The 20,841-nt window shown below is 71.4% G+C and carries 24 protein-coding genes, 1 other RNA gene and 1 pseudogene; 6 read left to right on the top strand and 20 right to left on the bottom strand.

Features of this window, described 5'->3' with window-relative positions:
• The first annotated feature begins 58 nt into the window (after window positions 1-58).
• Window positions 59-1,411: a phenylacetate--CoA ligase family protein gene (locus K330_RS0103455; protein ID WP_156875672.1), complete on the top strand. Its 1,353-nt coding sequence runs from the start codon at window positions 59-61 to the stop codon at window positions 1,409-1,411.
• 304 nt (window positions 1,412-1,715) lie between these two features.
• On the opposite strand, the gene ssrA is transcribed toward K330_RS0103455, so the two are convergent.
• Window positions 1,716-2,083: a transfer-messenger RNA gene (gene ssrA / locus K330_RS23150) on the bottom strand.
• Between the two features lie 174 nt (window positions 2,084-2,257).
• Here ssrA and K330_RS0103450 point away from each other — a divergent pair.
• Window positions 2,258-2,719 carry a hypothetical protein gene (locus K330_RS0103450; protein WP_022920463.1) on the top strand — a complete coding sequence of 154 codons (462 nt, stop codon included), beginning with the start codon at window positions 2,258-2,260 and terminating at the stop codon, window positions 2,717-2,719.
• Here the strand turns inward: K330_RS0103450 and K330_RS18920 are convergent.
• On the bottom strand, window positions 2,699-3,400 hold the full coding sequence (locus K330_RS18920; protein ID WP_022920462.1) for a glycoside hydrolase family 191 protein: 702 nt from the start codon (window positions 3,398-3,400) through the stop codon (window positions 2,699-2,701). The genes K330_RS0103450 and K330_RS18920 overlap by 21 nt on opposite strands.
• 243 nt (window positions 3,401-3,643) lie before the next feature.
• On the opposite strand from K330_RS18920, the gene smpB reads away from it, so the two are divergent.
• Complete coding sequence (gene smpB, locus K330_RS0103440; protein ID WP_022920461.1) at window positions 3,644-4,126, top strand: SsrA-binding protein SmpB; 483 nt, start codon at window positions 3,644-3,646, stop codon at window positions 4,124-4,126.
• A gap of 152 nt (window positions 4,127-4,278) precedes the next feature.
• On the opposite strand, the gene K330_RS24455 is transcribed toward smpB, so the two are convergent.
• From K330_RS24455 to prfB, 6 genes are all read right to left on the bottom strand, one after another.
• Complete coding sequence (locus K330_RS24455) at window positions 4,279-5,934, bottom strand: M23 family metallopeptidase (RefSeq protein ID WP_022920460.1); 1,656 nt, start codon at window positions 5,932-5,934, stop codon at window positions 4,279-4,281.
• A 10-nt stretch (window positions 5,935-5,944) separates the two neighbouring features.
• Window positions 5,945-6,868 (bottom strand): permease-like cell division protein FtsX, encoded by a 924-nt coding sequence (gene ftsX / locus K330_RS0103430; RefSeq protein WP_022920459.1) that lies wholly within the window; start codon window positions 6,866-6,868, stop codon window positions 5,945-5,947.
• Window positions 6,865-7,557, bottom strand: coding sequence for a cell division ATP-binding protein FtsE (ftsE, locus tag K330_RS0103425; protein WP_022920458.1), 693 nt, complete (start codon window positions 7,555-7,557; stop codon window positions 6,865-6,867). The genes ftsX and ftsE overlap by 4 nt, the downstream gene beginning before the upstream one ends.
• A 136-nt stretch (window positions 7,558-7,693) precedes the next feature.
• Window positions 7,694-8,692 carry an aldehyde dehydrogenase family protein gene (locus tag K330_RS18910; RefSeq protein ID WP_268238272.1) on the bottom strand — a complete coding sequence of 333 codons (999 nt, stop codon included), beginning with the start codon at window positions 8,690-8,692 and terminating at the stop codon, window positions 7,694-7,696.
• Entirely contained in the window at window positions 8,692-9,204 is a 513-nt protein-coding gene (locus K330_RS24450) for an aldehyde dehydrogenase family protein (RefSeq protein ID WP_268238273.1), read from the bottom strand. The genes K330_RS18910 and K330_RS24450 overlap by 1 nt, the downstream gene beginning before the upstream one ends.
• A 22-nt stretch (window positions 9,205-9,226) precedes the next feature.
• Window positions 9,227-10,339, bottom strand: coding sequence for a peptide chain release factor 2 (prfB, locus tag K330_RS0103415; RefSeq protein WP_029202271.1), 1,113 nt, complete (start codon window positions 10,337-10,339; stop codon window positions 9,227-9,229).
• Window positions 10,340-10,401: 62 nt separating this feature from the next.
• Between prfB and K330_RS0103410 the strand changes: the two genes are divergently transcribed.
• On the top strand, window positions 10,402-10,956 hold the full coding sequence (locus K330_RS0103410; RefSeq protein ID WP_022920456.1) for a DinB family protein: 555 nt from the start codon (window positions 10,402-10,404) through the stop codon (window positions 10,954-10,956).
• Window positions 10,957-10,977: 21 nt separating this feature from the next.
• Here K330_RS0103410 and K330_RS0103405 read toward each other — a convergent pair whose 3' ends face one another.
• A complete protein-coding gene (locus tag K330_RS0103405) occupies window positions 10,978-12,474 on the bottom strand; it encodes a beta/alpha barrel domain-containing protein (RefSeq protein WP_022920455.1) in 1,497 nt (498 codons plus the stop codon).
• Window positions 12,475-12,667: 193 nt separating this feature from the next.
• Here K330_RS0103405 and K330_RS18905 point away from each other — a divergent pair, with 193 nt between their 5' ends.
• Window positions 12,668-13,330 (top strand): arsenate-mycothiol transferase ArsC, encoded by a 663-nt coding sequence (locus K330_RS18905; RefSeq protein WP_022920454.1) that lies wholly within the window; start codon window positions 12,668-12,670, stop codon window positions 13,328-13,330.
• Window positions 13,331-13,398: 68 nt separating this feature from the next.
• Here the strand turns inward: K330_RS18905 and K330_RS0103395 are convergent, their stop codons facing one another.
• From K330_RS0103395 to K330_RS22430, 11 genes and pseudogenes are all read right to left on the bottom strand, one after another.
• On the bottom strand, window positions 13,399-14,055 hold the full coding sequence (locus K330_RS0103395) for an HAD-IA family hydrolase (protein ID WP_029202270.1): 657 nt from the start codon (window positions 14,053-14,055) through the stop codon (window positions 13,399-13,401).
• Window positions 14,056-14,099: 44 nt separating this feature from the next.
• Entirely contained in the window at window positions 14,100-14,555 is a 456-nt protein-coding gene (locus tag K330_RS18900; protein WP_022920452.1) for a pilus assembly protein TadG-related protein, read from the bottom strand.
• On the bottom strand, window positions 14,552-14,992 hold the full coding sequence (locus K330_RS0103385; RefSeq protein ID WP_022920451.1) for a hypothetical protein: 441 nt from the start codon (window positions 14,990-14,992) through the stop codon (window positions 14,552-14,554). Before K330_RS0103385 ends, K330_RS18900 begins: the two co-directional genes overlap by 4 nt.
• Window positions 14,989-15,339, bottom strand: coding sequence for a pilus assembly protein (locus K330_RS0103380; RefSeq protein ID WP_229665764.1), 351 nt, complete (start codon window positions 15,337-15,339; stop codon window positions 14,989-14,991). The genes K330_RS0103385 and K330_RS0103380 overlap by 4 nt, the downstream gene beginning before the upstream one ends.
• Before the next feature lie 47 nt (window positions 15,340-15,386).
• Window positions 15,387-15,611: a hypothetical protein gene (locus K330_RS0103375; protein WP_051145441.1), complete on the bottom strand. Its 225-nt coding sequence runs from the start codon at window positions 15,609-15,611 to the stop codon at window positions 15,387-15,389.
• Between the two features lie 96 nt (window positions 15,612-15,707).
• Window positions 15,708-16,640 (bottom strand): type II secretion system F family protein, encoded by a 933-nt coding sequence (locus K330_RS0103370; RefSeq protein WP_022920449.1) that lies wholly within the window; start codon window positions 16,638-16,640, stop codon window positions 15,708-15,710.
• A complete protein-coding gene (locus tag K330_RS0103365; protein ID WP_022920448.1) occupies window positions 16,637-17,503 on the bottom strand; it encodes a type II secretion system F family protein in 867 nt (288 codons plus the stop codon). Before K330_RS0103365 ends, K330_RS0103370 begins: the two co-directional genes overlap by 4 nt.
• A pseudogene (locus K330_RS18895) lies at window positions 17,503-18,474 on the bottom strand (CpaF family protein); the annotation flags it as partial. The pseudogene K330_RS18895 and the gene K330_RS0103365, both read right to left, overlap by 1 nt.
• Before the next feature lie 79 nt (window positions 18,475-18,553).
• Window positions 18,554-18,874 (bottom strand): hypothetical protein, encoded by a 321-nt coding sequence (locus K330_RS0103355; protein WP_156875671.1) that lies wholly within the window; start codon window positions 18,872-18,874, stop codon window positions 18,554-18,556.
• Complete coding sequence (locus tag K330_RS0103350) at window positions 18,843-19,940, bottom strand: tyrosine-type recombinase/integrase (RefSeq protein WP_022920445.1); 1,098 nt, start codon at window positions 19,938-19,940, stop codon at window positions 18,843-18,845. Before K330_RS0103350 ends, K330_RS0103355 begins: the two co-directional genes overlap by 32 nt.
• Window positions 19,940-20,461, bottom strand: a complete 522-nt coding sequence (locus K330_RS22430) for a helix-turn-helix transcriptional regulator (protein WP_022920444.1) — start codon at window positions 20,459-20,461, stop codon at window positions 19,940-19,942. The genes K330_RS0103350 and K330_RS22430 overlap by 1 nt, the downstream gene beginning before the upstream one ends.
• A 116-nt stretch (window positions 20,462-20,577) precedes the next feature.
• On the opposite strand from K330_RS22430, the gene K330_RS0103340 reads away from it, so the two are divergent.
• Complete coding sequence (locus K330_RS0103340) at window positions 20,578-20,775, top strand: helix-turn-helix transcriptional regulator (protein ID WP_022920443.1); 198 nt, start codon at window positions 20,578-20,580, stop codon at window positions 20,773-20,775.
• Window positions 20,776-20,841: the final 66 nt, after the last annotated feature.

Genomic DNA, 20,841 nt, shown 5'->3' with positions numbered 1-20,841 from the left:
ACGGGCCGACGCGGGATGGACTGAGCCAGCAGCAGGAAAGGGCGGGAGAACCATGCGGATGTCGCTGCTCCGCAAGGTCCTGCGCGCGAGGCGCCGTCTGCGGGCACGCGAGACCTGGACGGCAGCCCGGCTCGCGACCTTCCAACGGCATCAGGTCACTGCCCTACGCGCGTTCGCGCGCACCGCCTCACCCTTCTACACGGACTTCCACAACGGCCTGGACGATGCGCCCCTCTCTGGGCTTCCCGTGCTCACCAAGGCCACGCTCATGGAGCACTTCGACGACATCGTGACCGACCGCGACCTCCACCTGGCCGACCTCCAGAATTTCCTTGACGGTATGCGCCCCGGCGAGCTGCACCGAGGCAGGTACTACGTCGCAACCACCGGCGGAACCACCGGCCGACCCGGTGTGTTCGCGTGGGACACGCACGAGTGGGCCGGTGTCCTCGCCTCCTACAGCCGCTCGTACGCCTGGGGAGGAGCGCCGGTCAGCCTGACCCGGCGCACCCGGACCGCTGTGGTGAGCTCGACGACACCGTGGCACCAGTCGGCGCTGGTCGCCACGACCGTCGACAGCCGCTTCATCCCCACCCTTCGTCTGGATGCGGGCGAGCCGCTGGAGGACCTGACCGCCAGGCTCGACGTCTTCCAGCCGCAGGTTCTCGTCGGGTACGCCTCGATCCTGAGGTTGCTGGCCGACGCCCAGGCCGCGAACCGGCTGCACATCACCGCGACCGCCACCTTCAGCGCCTCAGAGGTGCTGACCGCGGCGACGCGGCGCAGCATCGTGCACGCCTGGGGGCATCAGCCGTTCGACGTGTACGCCGCCACCGAGACCGCGGGGATCGCGGCGGAATGCGAGCACCACACGGGCTTGCACCTCTTCGAGGACCTCGTCCTCACAGAAGTGGTCGACGAGAACTACCGGGCGGTGCCCGCCGGTGAGTTCGGCGCCAAGATCCTGGTCACCGTCCTCGGATCGCGCACCATCCCGCTGATCCGGTACGAGATGAGCGACAGCGTCCGACTGTCCACGGGCGGGACGTGCCCGTGCGGCATGCCCTTCACCCGGCTTGACGCCGTCCAGGGGCGGGAGCAGGAAGCCCTCCGTCTGGCCGGCGTGGGTCGGACGGACGTGGTCGTGCAGCCGGTCGTCTTCCACCGGGTGATGGACACCGTCCCTGTGTCAGCGTGGCAGATCATCCAGACCGCCGAGGGGTTAACCATCCTGGTCGCCAGCCTCGGTCGGGGTATGACCCCTGCGCACGTCGCCGACCGCCTGCAGGGCGAGCTCGGGCGGCTCGGTGTCGCGCCACCGGTGATCACCGTCCGGGAGGTCGGCAGCATCCCACGCACCGCGATCGGGAAAGCACCGTTGATCCGCAGCACGCAATCGCCGCGGCACTGACCGGCGACGCCCCTCAGCCGCGGTGGAGTCCGGATTTTGCCGCCGAGAGGGCATGGCTGATGAAGGGGTTCTCCCGCCCCCCTGCGGAAGCGCCCGGGGTGCCCGCTCGGGGTCTTTGAGGCGCTGGTTACCCGAGCCCCAGGACGCTCGAGACCGTGACAACTGTGTGCCAGAAAGTTGGCTCGTACTCGCAGTTTGGTTCTTCTCGGGGGCTGCGGCGCCTACCCGGCACACGGCCCGAAAACCGCACGGTAATGCGGGAAACAGGCACCGCGAAGCGGGCACTGCACAGCGTGAGACACGTGAGTGGAGGCGGCGGGAATCGAACCCGCGTCCGTTACCGGGAAATCAGGGCTTCTCCGGGTGCAGTGCGCTATGGATTTTCTCGGCCCCAGGGCTCGCGCGCACACGTTCCCTGACAGGCCCAGCCACGTAAGAGTCCCGCACCGTCCCGTGACATGACGGCGCAGCAAGTCCTCTAGCTGATGCCAGACACTGAGTCGAGGACTAGCTCAGGCTGACAGACTTCGTGGCTCGCTCAGGCGGCGAGGGCGAAGTCGCTGCGCTTGGAATCGGCAGCTATTGGTTTCGCAAGGAGCGTTGACGAGATGACCTTGCATCCTCGACCCGCTTCCCCTGAAGTGCCGTGCAACGTCGAAACCGATCACCCCCATGGGGTGTCTCACGCTGTGCAGTTGTCAACCGGTACGCACCGGGCGTGCCCGGGCGCAGACTCTGGAGTCTAGACGGTCAACACGGCGCGACGCACCCTCATTCCCGAGCGACGCCCGCACGACGGAGGGCATCCGCAGTCGTGACCCTGCCGGTGTGACAGGGTGCGGTGCCATGACGCACGCGCACGACGCCCGGGACGGGCGTTCCGACCCCGGGTACGGCCCTTTGTCCCTCCTCGTCGCCTCGATGGCGGGCGGACTGGTCCTGCTGGGGGCGGTGCTGGTGCTGGCCGGCGGCCGACTGGCCATGCCTCCGGCCTGGATGCTGCTGGTCGTGGCCGCCGCCACCGCAGCCGCCTGGATCATGGTCGCCTTCGGACCCGTCCCGGGCACAGGGGCGGGCGGCGCGCCTCCAGCGGGGGTGCTTCAGTCGCTGGTCCTGCTGCGCGCCGCCCTGCTGGAGGGCCCCGCCCTCGTCGGTCTCGCCCTGGGCTTCGTCGCCGAGCCCACGAACCTCACGATCTATGTGCTCGCCGCGGTCTTCGCCCTGGGCGGGATGTGGCTGTTCGCCCGGCCGGCAGCCGTGCGGAACCGTCTCCAGCGGATCTCCGGCTCATCCACCACGGTGTCCTGACTGCGGGCGCACCGTGTTGAGCTCGACGGGACCGACATACCCGAAGAACCCCTCCTCCCGCTGCCGACGCTGGGCGAGGGCCACCATCGCGGGGTCGTCGGCGTAGTCGACCGCGAGGACGAACTTGCCCAGGTCGCGCAGGACTCTCGTGTGGTCGAGGTTCTCCTCGCACCAGTCCTGCGTGCACAGCTCGTCGGTGGCGAGCACGAACAGCTCCTCCATCCCGATCCCGTCGATGGCGTCGACGTACCCCGGCACCTGCCGCAGCTCCGGGGAGTTCTGCGGCACGACGAGGAAACCGGGCTCCTGCGCCTTGGCGTACTCGGAGATGCGCACGATCAGCTCGACCATCCGCCTCGCCAGCGTCCCGCGGGTCGCCCCCGGTGCCAGCTGCAGGTCGATCTCCTCGTAGGCCAACGGCGTGTCCATGTAGACCCCGTCGAAGCCGGCCTTCTGGGCCTGGTCGACCCGGGGCCTGACCACCAGGTCCCACCATCGCTCGTCCCAGTAGGCCACGAAGTTCTCCTCGGGCCAGTCGTCCCACCGGTTGAAAATCAGGTCAGGCGCCTGCTCCCGTACCGGCGGGTACTCGGGTCGGAAGTTCTCGATGCTCCCGATCTCGAAGTAGGCCAGCACCACCGTGCCCCGTGACCGGACCTGCTCGATCTCGCTCCGGGACACCTCCGCCTCCTGCGAGAACCTGCCGGGCAGGACGGCGGCCGCGGCGAGGACGGCCAGGACGAGCCCCGCCCGACCGCCGTGGCGGTCACGACGACCGGAGTGGTCGTGATGACGCTCGAGCCGTGGCCCACCTGACCAGGGGTCAGGGTCGTGCCTGACCGACGTCGACGTCCGGCGGCGAGCCGCCGCCCCGCGAAAACCCGGGCGACCGCTTACCTCGGCCTCACCTAGACTGGCGCGGTCATGTCGAAGCCCAAGGAACCCGGCCGCACGCTGGTCGCGAGCAACAAGAAGGCCCGCCACGAGTACCACATCGAGGACACCGTGGAGGCCGGTCTCGTGCTGACCGGCACCGAGGTGAAGTCGCTGCGGCAGGGGCGCGCCTCGCTGGTGGACGGGTATGCCGTGGAGTACGGCGGCGAGCTCTACCTCGAGGGCGTGCACATCCCGGAGTACAGCCAGGGGACGTGGACCAACCACGCGGCACGCCGGCGTCGCAAGCTGCTGCTCCACCGCGAGCAGATCGACAAGCTCGTCGCGAAGGCCGAGCAGGCGGGACACACCATCATCCCGCTCTCGCTCTACTTCAAGGACGGCCGGGCCAAGGTCGAGATCGCCCTGGCCAAGGGCAAGAAGCTGCACGACAAGCGACAGACCCTGCGCGAGCGCCAGGACCGGCGCGAGGCCGAGCGGGCGATGTCGGCGCACCTGAAGAAGCACGGGTGACCGCTGAACGGCGAGCGAAGCGAGCCTCGTTCAGCGGAACATCAACGCACGCGAGCGCAGCGAGCTCTACGCCTCTGGGGTGAGCGCAGCGAGCTCTACGCCCTGCGGCGAACGCTGCGTCTTCCGGGGACGGGCGGGGCCCCGCCGTGGGATCAGAGCCAGTTGCGGGGGTTGACGGGGGTGCCGTTCTCCCGGGTCTCGAAGTGCAGGTGGCAGCCCGTCGAGGAGCCGGTCGTCCCCTCGTAGCCGATGACCTGCCCCCGGGAGACCCTCTGCCCGGCGGACACGGCGAAGCTCTGCAGGTGCAGGGAGGCGGTGGTGAGGTTGACCCCGCGCTGCACGCCGTGGTCGATGACCACGTAGTTGCCGCGGCTGTCGTCGTAGGGCGTGGAGTGCACGACGCCGTCAGCGGCGGCGACCACCGGGGTCCCGCAGGACGCCCCGAAGTCGATGCCGGAGTGCAGCACGTAGATCCCCAGGATCGGGTGCAGGCGCATCCCGAACTCGCTGGTGACCGAGCCGCTCATAGGGCGGCTCAGGAAGCCCGACGAGGAGGCCTCGCGCGCGGCCTGCGCGGCCCGTTCCCGCTCCCGCTCGCGCTCCCGCTCCTGGGCGGCCTCACGCTCCCGCGCCTCGCGCGCCGCCCGGTCGGCGGCCTCCGCCTCGGCCTGCGCCGCTGCCGCGCGCCGGGCGGCCTCGTCCGCGGCGGCCTGGTCCTGCCGGCGCTGCGCCTCGGCAGCGATCTGGCGCTGTCGCTCCGCCTCCCGCTCGGCGGCCCGCTGACGCTCTGCCTCGAGGGCGGCCTGCCGTCGCGCCTCCTCCTCGGCCGCCTTGCGGCGCGCCTCCTCCTCCGCCTTGCGACGGGCCTCCTCCTCGGCGAGGCGCCTGACCTCGGCCTGCTCCTCGGCCTTGAGCCCGTGCCTGGTCGAGGCCAGCTCGGCCAGCTGGTCGGCCAGCTCGTCGGAGCGGGCCTGCTTGTCGGCCAGCTCGGCCTCGACCTTGGCCTTCTCCGTCTCCAGGGCGGCCCGGTCCTGCTCCTGCTGGGCCTCGAGCGCCTCCAGGGAGGTCTTGGCCTCCTCCGCTGCCGTCCGGGCCTGCTCCTTGGCCACCACGTTGGCCTCGGCGAGGGCGAGCAGGTAGGCGATGTCCTGGCGCACGCCCAGGAGCCGGTCCTGCTCGGCGACGGCCTGCGCCTCCTGCAGGGCCAGGGTCCGGATCTGCTGGTCCTGCACCCGCAGCACCGTGCGCGCCATGGCCATCCGGTCGACGGCGTCCGACTCGCCGGACAGCAGCTCGAGGGTGCTGGCGAGCGACCCCATGCCCCCCTGCTTGTAGGAGTCGCGCGCGATGGCACCGACGGTCGCCCTGCTGTCCTCCTGCGCGGCCTCGTTGGCGGCGAGGGACTCCTCGATCGTCTCCTCGTTGGCCCGCGCGATCGCCAGCTCGGTCTCGATGCGCCGGGCCTCCGCCTCGGCGTCCGCCAGGTCGGCCTCGGCCTCGACCAGCGCCACCCGCGCCGCCTCCACCTTGGCCGTGGTCTCCTTGAGCCGCTCGTCGGCGGCGACCAGCTCGGCGCTGGTGTGCTCGAGGTCCTCCTCCAGCGCGTGGGCGTGCTCCTGGGCGGCCTCGCGGTCCTTCTCCGCCCGGCTCTCCCGTCGCTCGACCTCCCGGATCCGGTCGCGGATGTCGTCGAGGTCGGCGGCCACGGCAGGGCCGCCCAGGACGGCCCCCACCAGCGCCAGGGCGACGGCCCCGCGCAGCCTCCTGCGCACCAGGTGCCCACGGGAGGGCGGAACGACCTTGCTCATGTGCTTCTCCTCAGACCCTCACGTGGCGGTGGAGCGCCAACCAGGCGGTGACGACGGCCAGCAGGAGCGCCCCGCCGACCAGGAACGGGGTGATGAGCCACAGGTCGCGCGGCCCGACCAGGCTGATCAGGCCGCTCTCCCCCGCGAGCAGCTCGGACAGGAAGCCGGTGATCCCGTAGCGCACCGTGGCCCACAGCAGCGCGACGGCGAGCCCTGCGCCGGCCACGGTGGCGATCACGGTCTCCAGGATGAAGGGCAGGTGGATCGAGAACGCGGAGGCGCCGACCATCCGCTTGATCGCGGTCTCCCGCCGGCGCGACCAGGCGGTGAGCCGGATCGTCGTGGAGATGAGCAGCACGGCGCACACCACCATCGCCACGGCCAGGGCCAGGGCGCCTACGCTGAGGACGCCGAGGAAGGTGAAGAGCTTGTCGACGACCTCGCGCTGGTCCTCCACGCTCTCCACACCCGGCGCCTGCTCGAACGCGGCGCGGATGACCTCGTAGCGGGTCGGGTCGGACAGGTTGACCCGGTAGGACTCGGGGATGGCCTCCTGGGGGATGGAGTCCAGCACCGGTGAGTTGCGGAACTGCTCGCGGAAGCGCTCGTAGGCCTCCTCGTTGGACTCGTAGAAGTACTCCGTGACCAACGGGTCGAGGCTCTCGAGGTCGGCGGCGATCTGCTCGCGCTGCTCGGGGGTGACGGCACCCTCCGAGCAGGAGGCGACCTCGGTCGCGTCAGGGGTGCACAGGAAGATCGAGACCTGGACCCGGTCGTACCAGAAGCCCTTGGCGGTGCTGACCTGCGCCTGGGCGAGCAGGCCGATCCCCAGGAAGAAGAGCGAGACCATCGTCACCAGGACGACGGAGACCACCATCGAGGCGTTGCGGCGCAGGCCGTTGGCGATCTCGCCGAGCAGGAACCCCGGTCTCACAGCGCCACCTCGCGGTAGCCGCCCTCGGCCTGGTCACGCACGACCCGCCCCTGGTGCAGCTGGACGACGCGCTTGCGGAACTGGTCGACGATCGTGGTGTCGTGGGTCGCCATCACCACGGTGGTCCCGGCACGGTTGATCCGGTCGAGGATGGCGACGATCTCCGAGCTGGTGTCCGGGTCCAGGTTGCCGGTCGGCTCGTCGGCGAGCAGGATCGGCGGTTTGTTGACCATCGCCCGGGCGATCGCGACCCGCTGCTGCTCGCCGCCGGAGAGCTCGTGCGGCAGCCGCCGGCCCTTGTCCTGCAGCCCCACCAGCGCGAGCGTCTCGGGGACACGCTGTCGGATCTCGTGCCGCCCGGCGCCCAGCACCTGCAGCACGTAGGCGACGTTCTGGGCCACGGTGCGTCCCGACAGCAGCCGGAAGTCCTGGAAGACGACCCCGATCTGGCGACGCAGCAGGTGCACCCTGCGGTGCGGCAGCTCGCCCAGGTCGTGCCCGGCCACGAGCACGCGGCCTCCGGTCGGCTCCTGCTCCAGGTTGATCAGGCGCAGCAGCGAGCTCTTGCCCGACCCCGACTGCCCCACGACGAAGCAGAACTCGCCCCGGGTCACGTCCAGGTCCACCTCGCGCAGCGCCCAGGGGTCACCCTTGGCGTAGCGCAGACTGACGTTCTCCAGGGTGATCATGCGGGGTGGTTATCTCCGGGACAGGGGTGACGGCCGTGACAAAGGTAACGGATGTGATTGCTGTGGCAAAGACCCCTCGCCCGGACGCGGTCGAGCCGGTATGCGGTGCACCGGCACCGCATACCCATGGCCGGTCTCAGCCGCGCAGCCTGCGCACCGCCCGGCGGGCCGGGGCGAGGACGTCCGGGCGCGTGAGCGGCGTCAGCATCCGGGAGATGACGGCGCGCTTCCAGCGGGGGTGCGGCGGGTAGACCACGGCGAGGGTGTCCGGGCTGGCCGGCTTGACCAGCACCGAGCGTCGGTGGCTGAACTCCTCCACCGACCAGCGCCCGTGGTAGGCGCCCATGCCGGACGCCCCGACGCCCCCGAACGGCAGCCCGGGCGCGGCGATGTGCAGCAGGGGCGCACCGACGCTCATGCCGCCCGAGATCGTGCCGCGGTCGAAGGCCCTGCGCACGTCGTCGTCGCTGGAGAAGACGTAGAGCGCGAGCGGGTGCTCCCGGTCGCGCACGAACGCGGTCGCCTCGTGCACGTCGCGCACCGTGAGCACCGGCAGGATCGGGCCGAAGATCTCCTCGGTCAGCAGCGCGGAGCCGGGGTCGGGGTCGGCGACGACCGTCGGTGCCAGGTAGTAGCGGTCGTCGGCGTCGTGATGGCCTCCGACCACGACACGACCACCGTGACCGTCCAGGAGGCCGACCAGCCGGTCGTGCTGGGCCGCGTCGACGATCCGGCCGAGGTCGGGGCTGCGCTGGGGGTCGGCCCCGAAGAACTGCGTGACGGCCTCGCCGAGGGCGGCCAGGAGGGGCTCGCGCGCCTCGGGGGTGACGAGGACGTAGTCGGGCGCGATGCAGGTCTGGCCGGCGTTGGTGAACTTGCCCCACGCCATACGGCGCGCGACCACCGTCGGGTCCATGGTGCCGTCGACGAAGGCGGGTGACTTCCCGCCCAGCTCGAGGGTGACCGGTGTGAGGTGCTCGGCGGCCGCCCGCATGACCACCTTGCCGACCCGCGTCGAGCCGGTGAAGACGATGTGGTCGAACCGCTCGCGCAGCAGGGCGGTGGTCTCCGGCACGCCGCCCGTGACCACCTGGACGACGTCGCGCGGCAGGTAGTGCGGGACCAGCCGTTCCATCAGGGCGCAGAAGCGGGGGCGAGCTCGCTCGGCTTGAGCACCGCGGTGTTGCCGGCCGCGAGCGCACCGGCGAGGGGGGCGACCAGGAGCTGCAGGGGGTAGTTCCAGGGCGCGATGACCAGGACCACACCCTTGGGCTGCAGCTGCACCTGGGCGGTGGCGGGCAGCATGACCGCGGGCAGGCCGACCCTGCGGGGCCGGGTCCAGGTGTGCAGATGACCGAGCAGGTGGTCGATCTCCTGGACCGAGGCGGACGTCTCGGTCAGCCGCACCTCCAGCGGCGGCTTGCCCACGTCGGCGGTGATCGCCTCGGCCAGGGCCGCCTCGTGCTCGCTGATCAGCTGCCGCAGGGCGCTCAGCTGCGTCCGTCGCCAGCCCAGGTCGTGCGTCACGCCTCCGTCGACGGTGCCCCGGAGGACGGCGAGGTCGAGCCCGAGGGGGTGGGCCGTCGCGCGCTCCGCGCCGCCGGTGTCGTCGGGGGCGGGGGCGGGTGCGACGGGCGTGCTCGTCATGCCGCCGAGCCTACGAGACGGGTCAGCCCGCGGCCTTCTCCTGGCCGCGCTTCCAGCGGATGCCGGCCTCGATGAACTCGTCGATGTCGCCGTCGAGGACGGCCGAGGTCGACCCGACCTCGAAACCGGTGCGCAGGTCCTTGACCATCTGGTAGGGGTGCAGGACGTAGGACCGCATCTGGTCCCCCCAGCTGGCCTTGACGTCACCGGCCATCTCCTTGCGGGCGGCGTCCTCCTCGGCCTTCTTGAGCAGCAGCAGGCGCGACTGGAGCACGCGCAGCGCGGCGGCACGGTTCTGGATCTGGCTCTTCTCGTTCTGCATCGACACCACGGTGCCGGTGGGGATGTGCGTCATCCGCACCGCGGAGTCCGTGGTGTTCACCGACTGGCCACCGGGACCGGAGGAGCGGAACACGTCGACCTTGAGGTCGGCCTCCGGGATCTCGATCGAGTCGGTGCTCTCGATGAGCGGCACCACCTCGACGGCGGCGAAGCTGGTCTGTCGGCGACCCTGGTTGTCGAAGGGGCTGATGCGCACGAGCCGGTGGGTTCCGGCCTCGACCGCGAGCGTGCCGAAGGCGTAGGGCACCTTGACCTCGAAGGTGGCCGACTTCAGGCCCGCCTCCTCGGCGTAGGAGGTGTCCAGGACCGTCGTCGGGTAGTCGTGCCGCTCGGCCCAGCGCAGGTACATGCGCATGAGCATCTCGGCGAAGTCGGCGGCGTCGACCCCGCCCGCACCGGAGCGGATGGTCACGACCGCCTCGCGGGCGTCGTACTCCCCGTTGAGGAGCGTGCGCACCTCGAGCAGCTCCACGTCACGCTTGAGCTTGCCCAGCTCGCGCTGGGCCTCCTCCATCGTCTCCGCGTCGCTCTCCTCGGTGCCCAGCTCCACGAGCGCCTCGAGGTCGTCGATCCGCGTGTCCATGCCCGTGACCCGGCCGTGCTCGGCCTTGGCGCGCGAGAGCGCGGAGGTCACCTGCTGGGCGCGCTCGACGTCGTCCCACAGGTCGGGCGCCGACGCCTGGGTCTCCAGGTCGGTGATCTGGGCCTGCAGGCTCTCCAGGTCGGTCACCTCGCGCACGGAGGACATCGTCGTGCGCAGGTGCTTGATCTCGTTGTCGAAGTCCACGGCCACGAGGGTCAAGCCTACGCGTTATCCGTTGGTGAACCGCATCTGCGCTCGTCTAGCCTCGTGGCATGGGAAACCCGCAGACCGACGAGCAGGGCCGTCCCGAGCCTCCCCTGGTGGCCGGCGAGGCCGACACCCTGCTGGGGTTCCTCGACTTCCAACGGGCGACGCTGGAGTGGAAGACCCGCGGGCTGGACGAGGCCGGTCTGCGGCGCAGGCTCGAGGCCCACCCCTCGCAGCTGACCCTGGCGGGTCTGCTGAGCCGCCTGGCCTGGGTGGAGGACTTCTACTTCGCCTCCGGAGCCACCGGGTCGCCGATGCCGCAGGTGTGGCAGCCGACGGACGACGGGTCCGACTTCGTCCGTGCGTGGACGTCGGCAGGCGACCTGTCGGCGGCCGAGGCCCGCGACCGCTGGGAGCGCTCCGTGGCCCGGTCCCGTGCCGTCGTGCAGGACCTGCTCGGCAGCGGCCCCGAGGCCCTGGACCGCGACTACCCAGCGTGGGACGGACGCGCCCGGGTCTCGCTGCGCTGGCTGCTCATCCACATGGTGGAGGAGTACGCCCGGCACAACGGCCACGCCGACCTCCTCCGCGAGGCCGTCGACGGCCAGACGGGCGAGTGACGGCCGGTTGGTCGCGACCGCTCAGACGGCGGCGAGCCGGACGCCGGGCAGGTGCTCCTGCAGGTACTGCAGGGCGTGCACCGCGCGCCAGCCGTGGGCGTAGCGCTTGATGAGCTCCTTGGCGCCGGCCAGGTCCTGCCCGAGCGTGACGAGGATGTCCTCGACATACCCGTCCTTGCGGTGCTGACCGAGGCCGATGTTGGCCATCAGCCCGTTGCACAGGCACTTGCGCCCACGGGTCTCCTCCTCGGTGCCGCCCTTCTTCAGGTACATGTGCACCGGCTCCGAGGCGCAGCGGTAGCCGACCTCACCGTCCTCGCGCTCGTAGGGCTGGCGCAGGTAGGACAGGTCGCACAGCCGCGGCCGGGCCTCGTAGACCTCGGTCTGGCTGGCGCTGCCCTCCAGGGTGGCGACCTTGAACGGGAACCCCGTCGGGCTGGCCCGCGGGTCGTTGCGCACCGTCAGCTCCCCGGACCGCAGCTGGTCGAGCAGCTGGCCGCGGGCCCCGGCCGCCAGGCCGGAGTCGAGGGAGAGCGCGAAGAGCGTCCCGACCTGGACGCCGACGGCGCCCGCGCGCAGCGCCTCGGCGACCTGCTCGGGCGTGCCGTAGGCACCGGCCATCCAGAACGGCAGCCCGAGGGCAGCCATCTTGGCGAGGTCAGCCTCGTCGCGGCTGCCGTAGACCGGCTCCCCACCCTCGTCGAGCTGCAGCTTGCCCCGGGGCGGGGCCGAGTGCCCGCCGGCGGGCGGGCGCTCCACCACGAACCCGTCGGGGCGGATGTCGGGGTCTCGGTGCAGGTAGGAGGCGAGCTGGTCGACCGAGACGATGGCCAGGAAGTCGGGCCGCACCAGGCTCGGGAGGTCCTCCCCGAGCAGGTCGGCAGGGTCGACGGACACCGTGCGGCGGATCGAGCCGCCGGCGACGTCAGCCGTGATGGAACCGGGTCGGCCGGCGGCCAGGGCCCGCAGCAGCTGCGGGATCTCGCGGGGTATGCCGGCTCCCATGAGCACGTAGTCGACCCCGGCGAGCATCGCGCCCAGCAGCGCGGTCGGGGTGGCCATCTGCACCTTCTCGAGGCAGTTGATCCCGACGACGGCGTCCGTTCCCAGATCCTCCTTGGCGAGCCACACCTCGGCGAAGTTGCCGAGCACGGCGAGCTCCTGGCCCGCGCGTGCGGTCTCCAGGGTCAGCTTGGGGATCGGCTTGTAGGGCGCGTCCGGCGCCTTGCCACCCTCGACGAAGTACTTCTCCAGGACCCGCCCGGCCATGGCCGGGCTCGGGAAGTGGGCGAGGGCGCGACGGTAGTGCCCGCCCGGGTCGCCGTCCTGCAGGACGCGGGAGAGCACCGCGTCCATCGCGGTGCCTGAGACCACACCGAGGTGGCCGGCCTGAGCCACCTCGCGGGCGAGGCGCCACCCGGAGACGGCCACTCCCATGCCGCCCTGGATCACGACGGGACGTGGGCGCTCTCGGGGCGGGGCGGGGAACGGGGGGTGCTCGGTGTGCGCAACAGCCATGCTCGAAGGGGTCACCTTCCGGATCGGTGGACCTACGTAACCGTAGGTTTCGGTCGCGTAGGTTACGGTAGCGTAAGTTTCTGGCTCCGTCCTCCCGCGGAGCCTGCGTCGCGCGTCCGGCCACCGCTGAGCAGCGAGGGAGCACCTGGCGTACACTGGGTGTTCACCGGGTGTTCATCTGACGGGAGGCGCGATGGAGCTGCAGAGCCTGATGTACGAGCGCTCGGTCGCGCGGGTCCTGGAGGACCTCACCGAGCGGTTCGGGGACGGGTTCACCCCGGAGGAGGTCGCGGCCGTGGTCGCCCGTGGCAGGGCTGAGCTCGAGACGTCAGGCAAGCACGCGGAGTTCATCCCCTCGCTGCTGTACCACCGGGTGCGAGACGAGCTGCTCGCCGCAGCACGGAGCCAGGGCCGGGCGCTGTCACCCCTGCCCAAGCTCCTCTTCGTCTGCGAGCACAACGAGGGGCGTTCGCAGGTCGCCGCGGCCCTGGCGGAGCACCTGTCCGGGGGACGCGTCCTCACCCGCTCCGCCGGCGTCCACCCCACCGGACGACTCAACCCGCACACCCGGACGGTCCTGGCCGAGCGGGGGATCGAGCTGCTCCACGCACTGCCCTCGGAGGTGCAGGAGGACGCGCTGGACGCCGCCGACGTGCTGGTCCTCATCGGGTGCCGCTCCTGCGACCTCGAGGGGCGCCGGACCGTGCGCTGGGACGTGGACGACCCCTACGCCCAGGACCTCGAGACCGCCCGCCGCATCGCCGACGAGCTCGAGACCAGGGTCAGGGACCTCCTCGCCGAGCTGCAGGTCCCCGTCCAGGAGGAGCAGCGCGCCCACGCGACCGCTGCCGGCTGAGAGCTCGTCCCGCGGCTGCCGTACGGCAGCTCGCCCGCACCCGCGGCGCCGGTCCCCGGCGCGTGCCCTCAGCGCAGCGAGATCCGGACCCCTTCGGGGGTCGCGCTGAAGACCACCACGCCCAGGTCTGCCACGACGAGGTCGGCCCACGGCTCGAGCACCTCGTGCGGGCTGGTGGTCGTCACGGCGAGCGTGGCCGCTCCGGCTCCCCGCCCGGACCGCAGACCGGCAGGCGCATCCTCCACCACCAGGCACCGGGACGGATCGACCCCCAGCTTGCGGGCGCCGACCAGGTAGGGCTGCGGGTCTGGCTTGCCCCGGTTGATGTCGTCGGCCGTCACGAACGCCTCGGGCGCTGCCAGGCCGGCGGCCCCGAGCCGCAGGACCGCCAGCTCGCGCCCCGCCGACGTCACGATGGCGGCCCGTCCCCCCACGGCGGCCATGGCGTCCGCCGCCCCGGGCAGTGCGACGACGCCCGCAAGGTCCTCCAGCTCGCGCCGGTCGATGTCCGCGGTCGCGACGTCGACGTCCACGTGCGGGGGGACCACCGCCTCCACGATGCTGCGGCTGGGCACACCGTGAAAGGCGGTGAGCCGCTCCAGCGGGACCTCGTGGTGGGTGGCCCACGCCCGCCAGGCCCGCTCCACGGCCGCTGTCGAGTCGGTGAGCGTCCCGTCGTTGTCGAACAGGACGGCGTCGAAGGTCTCCGCCGTGATGTCGCGCATGCGCCCAGTCTCGCAGTCGTCGCACGCCGCCGACGCCACGGCCGTCACGGCACGAGGTCGCTGCGGGCCGACAAGGTCATGGTGACGGTCACGCCGCCGCCGAACGGCTCCAGCACCGAGGACAGCACCGGGATGCGGGCAGTCCCTCGCACGACCACGACCGCCGTCCGACCGTCGGGCGAGCCGGTGCCGGGGGCGACCTCCCAGCTGCTCAGACGCGTGGGGCGCTGCCGGCTGCCCAGGTGCGCCGCAGCCGCCTCGCGGACGGTCTCGTCGGTCAGCGGGACGCCGGCGCCGACGCCCTCGCCGTAGGCCCGGTCGGGCGCCAGCGCGTCGCTGGCGTCCAGGGCAGCGGCGTCGGCGGCGTCCAGGACGTGGATGCGGCTGAGCTGGACGCTGGTGACCCCGACGACGCCGAGGACGATCGAGAGACAGACCGCGACGAGACCGACCACGAGGATGCTGATCTGCCCGCTCTCCGGGTCGCGCGGCTGACTCATCGGCCCTCCCGGTACTCGTCCACGGCCTCGACGTGCTGGGCCGAGAGCGCGACCGACGTCGGCACCGACCCGCGCATGAAGTCCGGGACCAGTGGCAGCTGGACCTCGATCCGCGTCTCGACGACGACCCGGCCCCCCGGGCTCAGGCAGATGGACTCCTCGCACGTCACCGAGACGGTCCCCTCCCCCGGGCCGAAACCATGGGCGTCGAAGACCAGGGCGGCGGCCGCCTGGGCGCGCCCCCCGGCGGAGGGAGCGTCTGTGGCCGTGACGAAGGTCCGGCCGGCCTCACGGGCCGCCGCGGACACGGCATACGCGCCCGCCTGGACCCGTCCGACGGTCGCCACGAGGTAGAAGAGCGGGACGACGAGGAGGGCCAGGAGGAAGGCCACCTCGACCGTCATCGAGCCCCGGTCCCCCGCCCGTTGCGTGCTCACTGGTCCTCCGCGTAGGCCTGACCGGTCACGGTCATCCGGTCCGCGGGCCCGAACGGGCCGAAGACGGGCAGCGCGAGCGAGGCGGACACCTGCACGACCTCCACGCCGGCGACCGAGGAGCGACCCGCGGTCACCGTGACCCCACCCGCTCCCGGCAGGCTCTGCTCCAGCAGCTGTCGCGCACGGGCGGCGCCGAGCGCCGGCGATGAGTCGGCCCGCGCGCCGTGGCGCGCGCCCTCGATCACGTGCGCCGTCGCCGTGTTGTGCAGGTGCAGCGCGAGCGCGAGCTGGGCGGCCGCCAGCAGGATCACGCTCACCAGGCCCGCCAGCAGGGCGAACTCCGACACCGCGGCCCCACGCTCGCGATCCACCGCGGTGGCCGGCGGCCGGTGGGTCAACCGCCGACGCTGGAGACGGCGCTGGTGAAGAGCCCCGTGAGCAGGGGCTCGGCGACGAGCCACAGCGCGGCCACCAGGCCCGCGGTCATGATGGTGATGAGCACCCATCCCGGGACATCACCGCGCTCCGGTTCGGCCGCCCAGCTGCGGAGGCGCTGGGCGAACGACCGGCCGGAGGGTCGGTGCCGGTCGACGGCGGACAAGGAGGTCGAGCGACGCATCGCGTGTTCCCTTCGTCGATGGCGGCGTGACGGTCACGCCACCGCGTGTCATGGACAGGTCGTCGGGGTGCCGGGTCCGGGCGTGGCCGGCGGGGGTCACAGGGCGATCCGCAGCATCGTGACCCCGGGAAAGACCGCGAACAGGACGGTGACGGGCAGGACCAGGAAGACGACGGGGACCATCATCGTGATCTCGCGCCGACCGCCCTCCTCGATCAGCCCCTGGCGTGCGGCCTCGCGCGCGTCGGCGGCCTGGGCGCGCAGGACCTCGCCGAGGGGCGTGCCGCGCTGGATCGCGACCACCAGCCCGTCGACGAAGCGCACGATCGGCGCGAGCCCGGTGCGTCTGCTCAGCGCCTGCAGGGCCTCGGGCAGGCTGGCCCCCGTCCGTGCCTGCGCGAGGCACAGCTGGAGCTCACCGGCCAGCTCCCCGGAGGACAGCCGTGCCACGCGTTCGAGCGCCTGCACCGTCCCCTCCCCCGCCGTGACGGACAGCGCGAGCAGCTCGGCCACGGCCGGGAACTCGGCCATGATCAACCGCTCCCGCCGGGCCGCAGCCCGGCTCAGCAGCGTGTCTCGCACGACCACGCCTGCGAGGAAGGCGCACCCGACCAGCACCCCGAGGGCGACCACGCTGGCGCCGCGGGTCCACCACAGCACCGAGCCCAGCCCGGCCGCCAGGACCGCCGACGCCAGGCCCCACAGGACCTGCTGGATCCGGAAGCCCTCCACGTCGGGTGCCAGGCCCGCCCGCTGCAGGCGGGAGCGGACGGACTCGGTGCCGCCGAGGACCTGGTCCAGGGCGGCCGCGCCGCGCCGGGCCAGGGGGTCGACCACGTCGCCGAGGCGCCACGGGCGGCCGTCGTCCACCAGCAGCAGCCGCGAGCGCAGCGGAGCCCGGTCCAGGTAGGGCTCGATCCGCGCGGTCAGGTCGCTGCGGCGGGTGAGCGGCAGGCCCGCCCAGACCAGGAGCAGGCCACCGGCCAGCAGGAGACCAAGGCCGGCGCCCCACCACTGGACGGGCGTCATCTCAGCACCCTCTGCTCCTCGGGCAGCCGCCCGAGCCGCACCATCAGCTGGTAGGCGAGCACGGTGACGGCGGCACCCACCGCCAGGACCAGGGCACCTGCGGGAGTGCTGTACGCGTCCAGGGTGGACCCCCGGGAGGCCAGGAGCAGGAGCACCGCCCAGGGCGCGGCCATCGCGAGCCGGGCGGCGTTGACCGTCCAGGACTGTCGCGCCTCGAGCTCGGCCCGTGCCCGGGCATCCTCGCGCAGGAAGGCGGTGAGGGCACGCAGCACCTTGCCCAGGTCGGTACCACCCACGTCACGAGCGATCCGCAGCGCCTCGACCAGACGGTCGGCCACGGGGTCCGAGAGTCGGTCCTTGAGGCGGTCCAGGGACTCCGAGAACCTGCCGGTCGCCCGGTAGTCGTGGGTGAACTCCACGAACTGCGGACGCAGCTCCTCGGGCCCCCGCTCGCCGAGCTGGACCAGCGCCTCGGGCAGCGCCAGGCCGGCACGCACCGCGGACTGGACGTGGTCGACGGCGTCCGGCCACACGTCACGCAGCCGCGTACGCCGTCGCCGGGCACGGGAACGCACCACCGCGAAGGGGGCCCAGAGCGCCATGACCGCGAAGCAGAGGCTGACGGTCCACACCCCCGTGACCGCGAGCACGAGCAGCAGGGCCAGCAGCGCCAGCGCGACCGCGGAACCGATGAAGGTCCAGGGCCCCAGCCCTCGGACACCGGCCAGGACGATCTCGTCGGCGAGGTGGTCGACGCGGCGTCGGTGCGGTCGCGCGCGCACCCCCTCCGCGCGTGGCCAGAACGACCACCAGATGCAGGCCAGGCCGAGCCCGAGCACCAGCCCCCACACCGCCCCGGCCATCAGCTCGACCCCAGCAGCGCGCGCAGGTCGTAGCCGGCGCGGACGAAGCGTTCCTCGTGGGGCGGGTAGCCGTCAGCCCTGACCAGCTGGCCGTCCCTGCGCACGAAGATGTCGGCGATCTCGACCACGTCACCCTCGACCCGGCCGGGCAGGGCGGCGATCTCGCGGACCTGCCGCCGACCGTCGGCCTCCAGCCCCAGGTGCACCACGAGGTCGACCGACGCGGCGACGGTGGGCACCACGAAGCTGGAGGAGACGTTGGGGCCGGCGAGGAGCGGCAGCGTGCACATCTTCGTCACCGCCTCCCGGGCGCTGTTGGCGTGCACCGTGGCCATCCCGGGCAGTCCGCTGTTCAGGGCGATGAGCAGGTCGAGGCTCTCCTCCTGCCGGACCTCGCCGACGATGATGCGACCGGGGCGCATCCGCAGCGCCTCCTTGACCAGCCGGCGCAGGGGCACCTCGCCGGTGCCCTCGAGGCTGGGTTGGCGACACTGCATCGCCGCGACGTCGCGCAGGTTCACCTTGAGCTCGAACACCTCCTCGCAGGTGACGACACGCTCCTGGGCGGGGACCGCGGCGGCGAGGCAGTTCAGCAGGGTCGTCTTGCCCGCCTGGGTGCCGCCCGCGACGAGCACGTTGAGTCCGCTGACGACCGCGGCCTCGAGGAAGCGTGCCGCGTGCTCGGTCAGGCTCCCCAGGTGCACGAGGTCGGACAGCTCGTCCGCGGCCACGACGAACTTGCGGATGTTGACGGCCCAGTGCCGCCGGGTGATGTCGGGGATCGTGACGTGCAGCCGGCTGCCGTCCGGGAGCGAGGCGTCGACGAACGGGCTGCTCAGGTCCACGCGCCGGCCAGAGCTGCGCAGCATCCGCTCCACGAGGTCGTGCACCTGCTGCTCGGTCAGGAAGGTCGGCGTGAGCTCCGAGCGGCCGTGCCGGGCGACGAAGACCTTGCTGGGCTCGTTGATCCAGAACGAACCAGCCGCCCGCTTCTCTGCTGGTCAGGCCCCTTAGGGGTCCATTTGAGTCCGCGCAGGGTCCGCAGGAGCCTCAGTTAACGCCCCTACTTTCGGCCTCGATGAGGTGGCGCCCGATCTCGCGCAGAAGGGAGTCACCAGTGGTGACCATATTCTCCGGCCCCTGCGCGCGCGTGATGGCGTTGAGGAGGTTCAGAGTCAATCGCGCCTGAGCAAGCATGGCGCCGTGCGCGCGCCCTTTCTCCACGATCTCGCTGACGAGTTCGTCCGTGGCTTCCAGCGTGGCGGTCTCGCCCTCGGAATGCAGGAGGCTGGTCGCTACAGCGATTGCGTCTGCCATCGCTCGTTCAAAGTCGCTCATATCAATTTGCCCTTGCCCTTCGTTGTTCAGCACCCCGCACCTCAGCGACGAGGTCGGCGGTTGCACACCTGGTCCGATCCTCAGCGTCGGGCCACAAGTGAGAATAGGTGTCGAGCGTCGTGCTCGGCTTTGAGTGGCCAAGGGCGCGCTGCACGGTAACCACGTCGCAGCCAGCGGCGATGAGCCCTGAGGCGTAGAAGTGGCGCAGCGCGTGTAGGTGCAGCCCTGGGACGCCCGCCGCCCGCACCGTGCGCTTCCACCAGTAGTGCACGGTGGACGGCGGCAGAGGATCGCCGGCGCCTGTGAAGAAGAACCAACCCGCGGACGACACGCCCTGCTGCTCAACGTGCCGCGAGAGCGTTTGCAGCAGCTCGTCCGGGACGGGCACATCGCGCACGCTCTCGTACTTCGGCTCGCGCACCTCCGGCTTGCCACCGGGGCACGCCTGGACCTGACGACGTACGTGCAACACCCGACGGAGGAAGTCGACGTCGCCCAACTGGACGGCCGAGCACTCCCCCAGCCGGAGTCCTGCGAATGCGGCCAGCTCGACGTACGCCCGCATGCGCGGCTCGGTCGCCTGGAGTACTGACGCCACAGCAGCTGGCGGCGGGATCTCCACCCGCTTTGTGCGACCCTCCAACCGCACCGGCTTCACGGTGGCCGCAGCGTTTACCGCGATCCGGTTCTCCCCGACCGCCGCCTTGAGCACCGAGCGGACGGCCGTCAGCCTATGGTTCACGGTCAGCGGCGCGTATCCGTCCGCAACCATCTGCTTCTTCCACGCCTCCACATGCGAGGCCGTGAGCGCCCGCAGGCGAACGTCGCCAAAGGGCACCGAACGCCGGATCAGGTCCATCCCAACTGCGGTACGCGGCTTCCAAACCTGTAGTGATGACCATGCCTTCATGTAGTCGTCGAACGTTGCGTCGCCGGCTCGCGGATCGACGTACCGACCCGTTATGACGTCGGCGGTGACCTCGTCGAGCCACCGCTGTCCCTCGACCTTGCGTGCGAAGTGGCGCGCGTGCTCCTTCCCCGCCGCGTCTCGGTAGCGGGCCCGCCACTTGCCATTAGGGCGCTTCGTGACGCTGGCCATCAGTCAGCCAGACCCTTGATGGAATTGTGGCTCCAGGCCTCGTTTGCGCCCTCCCACAGCTGCTCGAACTCGGTCCACTCCCGCTTCAGTTCGGGGTCGACCTGCTCCCCAGCACGCTCCTGTCGCTCGACATAGGCAAACCACTCGTCGCCGGCGGAGTGGTAGACCCTCTCCGCCGCAAGGGCTACAGACGAGACCTTCTCGACCACCTCTTCCGCCAGCTGAGACAGATTGCTGAGCCCATTTTGAATTGCCAACTTGACAGCTCGCGGCGTGCCGTGGCTCTCGGTGAGCTCGCCCAGCTCAAGCTCGAACAGCTGGGCGATGGCGTAGGCCTCGTTCAGCCGCACCGGCCGGACGCCCGACTCCACGCGCTGCACGGTCTGCTGATGGAACGGCAACCCATACCGGTTACGCAGCTCTCTCGCGAGATCGGTCTGCGTCCAGCCTCGGCGCTCGCGCCACTGCACCAACCGCTCGCGGAGGTTGCTCTCCCACTGTCCCGCCGGCGCTGTGTCCATGAGTCAAACCGTACAACATTTTGTAGAGGACCGCCAACGTCCTGCTTGCCCTCCGGCCGAACCCATGCCACCATCGCCTTGTTGATGTCCGCCAACAGAACGTTAGGTACCACACCGTGTACTCCACAGAGCTCTTGACCACGGCTGAGGCCGCCGAGGTCCTGCACACCCCTGTCGCGACTCTGCGGTACTGGCGACACGTGGGTACGGGTCCGAGGAGCTTCAAGCTTGGGCCACGTCGTGTCATGTACCGCCGCGCCGATGTCGAGGCCTGGGTTGAGGACCAGTACAACGCCGGGCAGGTCGGTTCGTGAAGACGGCACCAGCCGAACCGCTCACGCGGCTCCGAGGCGCTGGCGCCCGCAGCACAGCCGTCTTGC

It is taken from the genome of Ornithinimicrobium pekingense DSM 21552 (genome assembly GCF_000421185.1).
In the GTDB taxonomy this organism is placed as follows: Bacteria; Actinomycetota; Actinomycetes; order Actinomycetales; family Dermatophilaceae; genus Ornithinicoccus; species Ornithinicoccus pekingensis.
The sequence above is the reverse complement of the archived record's forward strand: the minus strand, read 5'-3'. Positions and strand labels throughout refer to the sequence as shown.

What these genes read in the sequence shown, in the direction of transcription:
- K330_RS0103410 (WP_022920456.1), top strand. Translation starts at nt 10,402, where the DNA reads ATGGGAAACCCGCAGACCGACGAGCAGGGCCGTCCCGAGCCTCCCCTG.
- K330_RS0103365 (WP_022920448.1), bottom strand. Translation starts at nt 17,503, where the DNA reads ATGGCCGGGGCGGTGTGGGGGCTGGTGCTCGGGCTCGGCCTGGCCTGC.
- ftsE (WP_022920458.1), bottom strand. Translation starts at nt 7,557, where the DNA reads ATGATCACCCTGGAGAACGTCAGTCTGCGCTACGCCAAGGGTGACCCC.
- K330_RS24450 (WP_268238273.1), bottom strand. Translation starts at nt 9,204, where the DNA reads ATGACGAGCACGCCCGTCGCACCCGCCCCCGCCCCCGACGACACCGGC.
- smpB (WP_022920461.1), top strand. Translation starts at nt 3,644, where the DNA reads ATGTCGAAGCCCAAGGAACCCGGCCGCACGCTGGTCGCGAGCAACAAG.
- K330_RS22430 (WP_022920444.1), bottom strand. Translation starts at nt 20,461, where the DNA reads ATGGACACAGCGCCGGCGGGACAGTGGGAGAGCAACCTCCGCGAGCGG.
- K330_RS24455 (WP_022920460.1), bottom strand. Translation starts at nt 5,934, where the DNA reads ATGAGCAAGGTCGTTCCGCCCTCCCGTGGGCACCTGGTGCGCAGGAGG.
- K330_RS18910 (WP_268238272.1), bottom strand. Translation starts at nt 8,692, where the DNA reads ATGGAACGGCTGGTCCCGCACTACCTGCCGCGCGACGTCGTCCAGGTG.
- K330_RS0103395 (WP_029202270.1), bottom strand. Translation starts at nt 14,055, where the DNA reads ATGCGCGACATCACGGCGGAGACCTTCGACGCCGTCCTGTTCGACAAC.
- K330_RS0103455 (WP_156875672.1), top strand. Translation starts at nt 59, where the DNA reads ATGTCGCTGCTCCGCAAGGTCCTGCGCGCGAGGCGCCGTCTGCGGGCA.
- K330_RS0103405 (WP_022920455.1), bottom strand. Translation starts at nt 12,474, where the DNA reads ATGGCTGTTGCGCACACCGAGCACCCCCCGTTCCCCGCCCCGCCCCGA.
- K330_RS0103450 (WP_022920463.1), top strand. Translation starts at nt 2,258, where the DNA reads ATGACGCACGCGCACGACGCCCGGGACGGGCGTTCCGACCCCGGGTAC.
- K330_RS18905 (WP_022920454.1), top strand. Translation starts at nt 12,668, where the DNA reads ATGGAGCTGCAGAGCCTGATGTACGAGCGCTCGGTCGCGCGGGTCCTG.
- K330_RS18900 (WP_022920452.1), bottom strand. Translation starts at nt 14,555, where the DNA reads ATGAGTCAGCCGCGCGACCCGGAGAGCGGGCAGATCAGCATCCTCGTG.
- K330_RS0103375 (WP_051145441.1), bottom strand. Translation starts at nt 15,611, where the DNA reads ATGCGTCGCTCGACCTCCTTGTCCGCCGTCGACCGGCACCGACCCTCC.
- K330_RS0103370 (WP_022920449.1), bottom strand. Translation starts at nt 16,640, where the DNA reads ATGACGCCCGTCCAGTGGTGGGGCGCCGGCCTTGGTCTCCTGCTGGCC.
- K330_RS0103350 (WP_022920445.1), bottom strand. Translation starts at nt 19,940, where the DNA reads ATGGCCAGCGTCACGAAGCGCCCTAATGGCAAGTGGCGGGCCCGCTAC.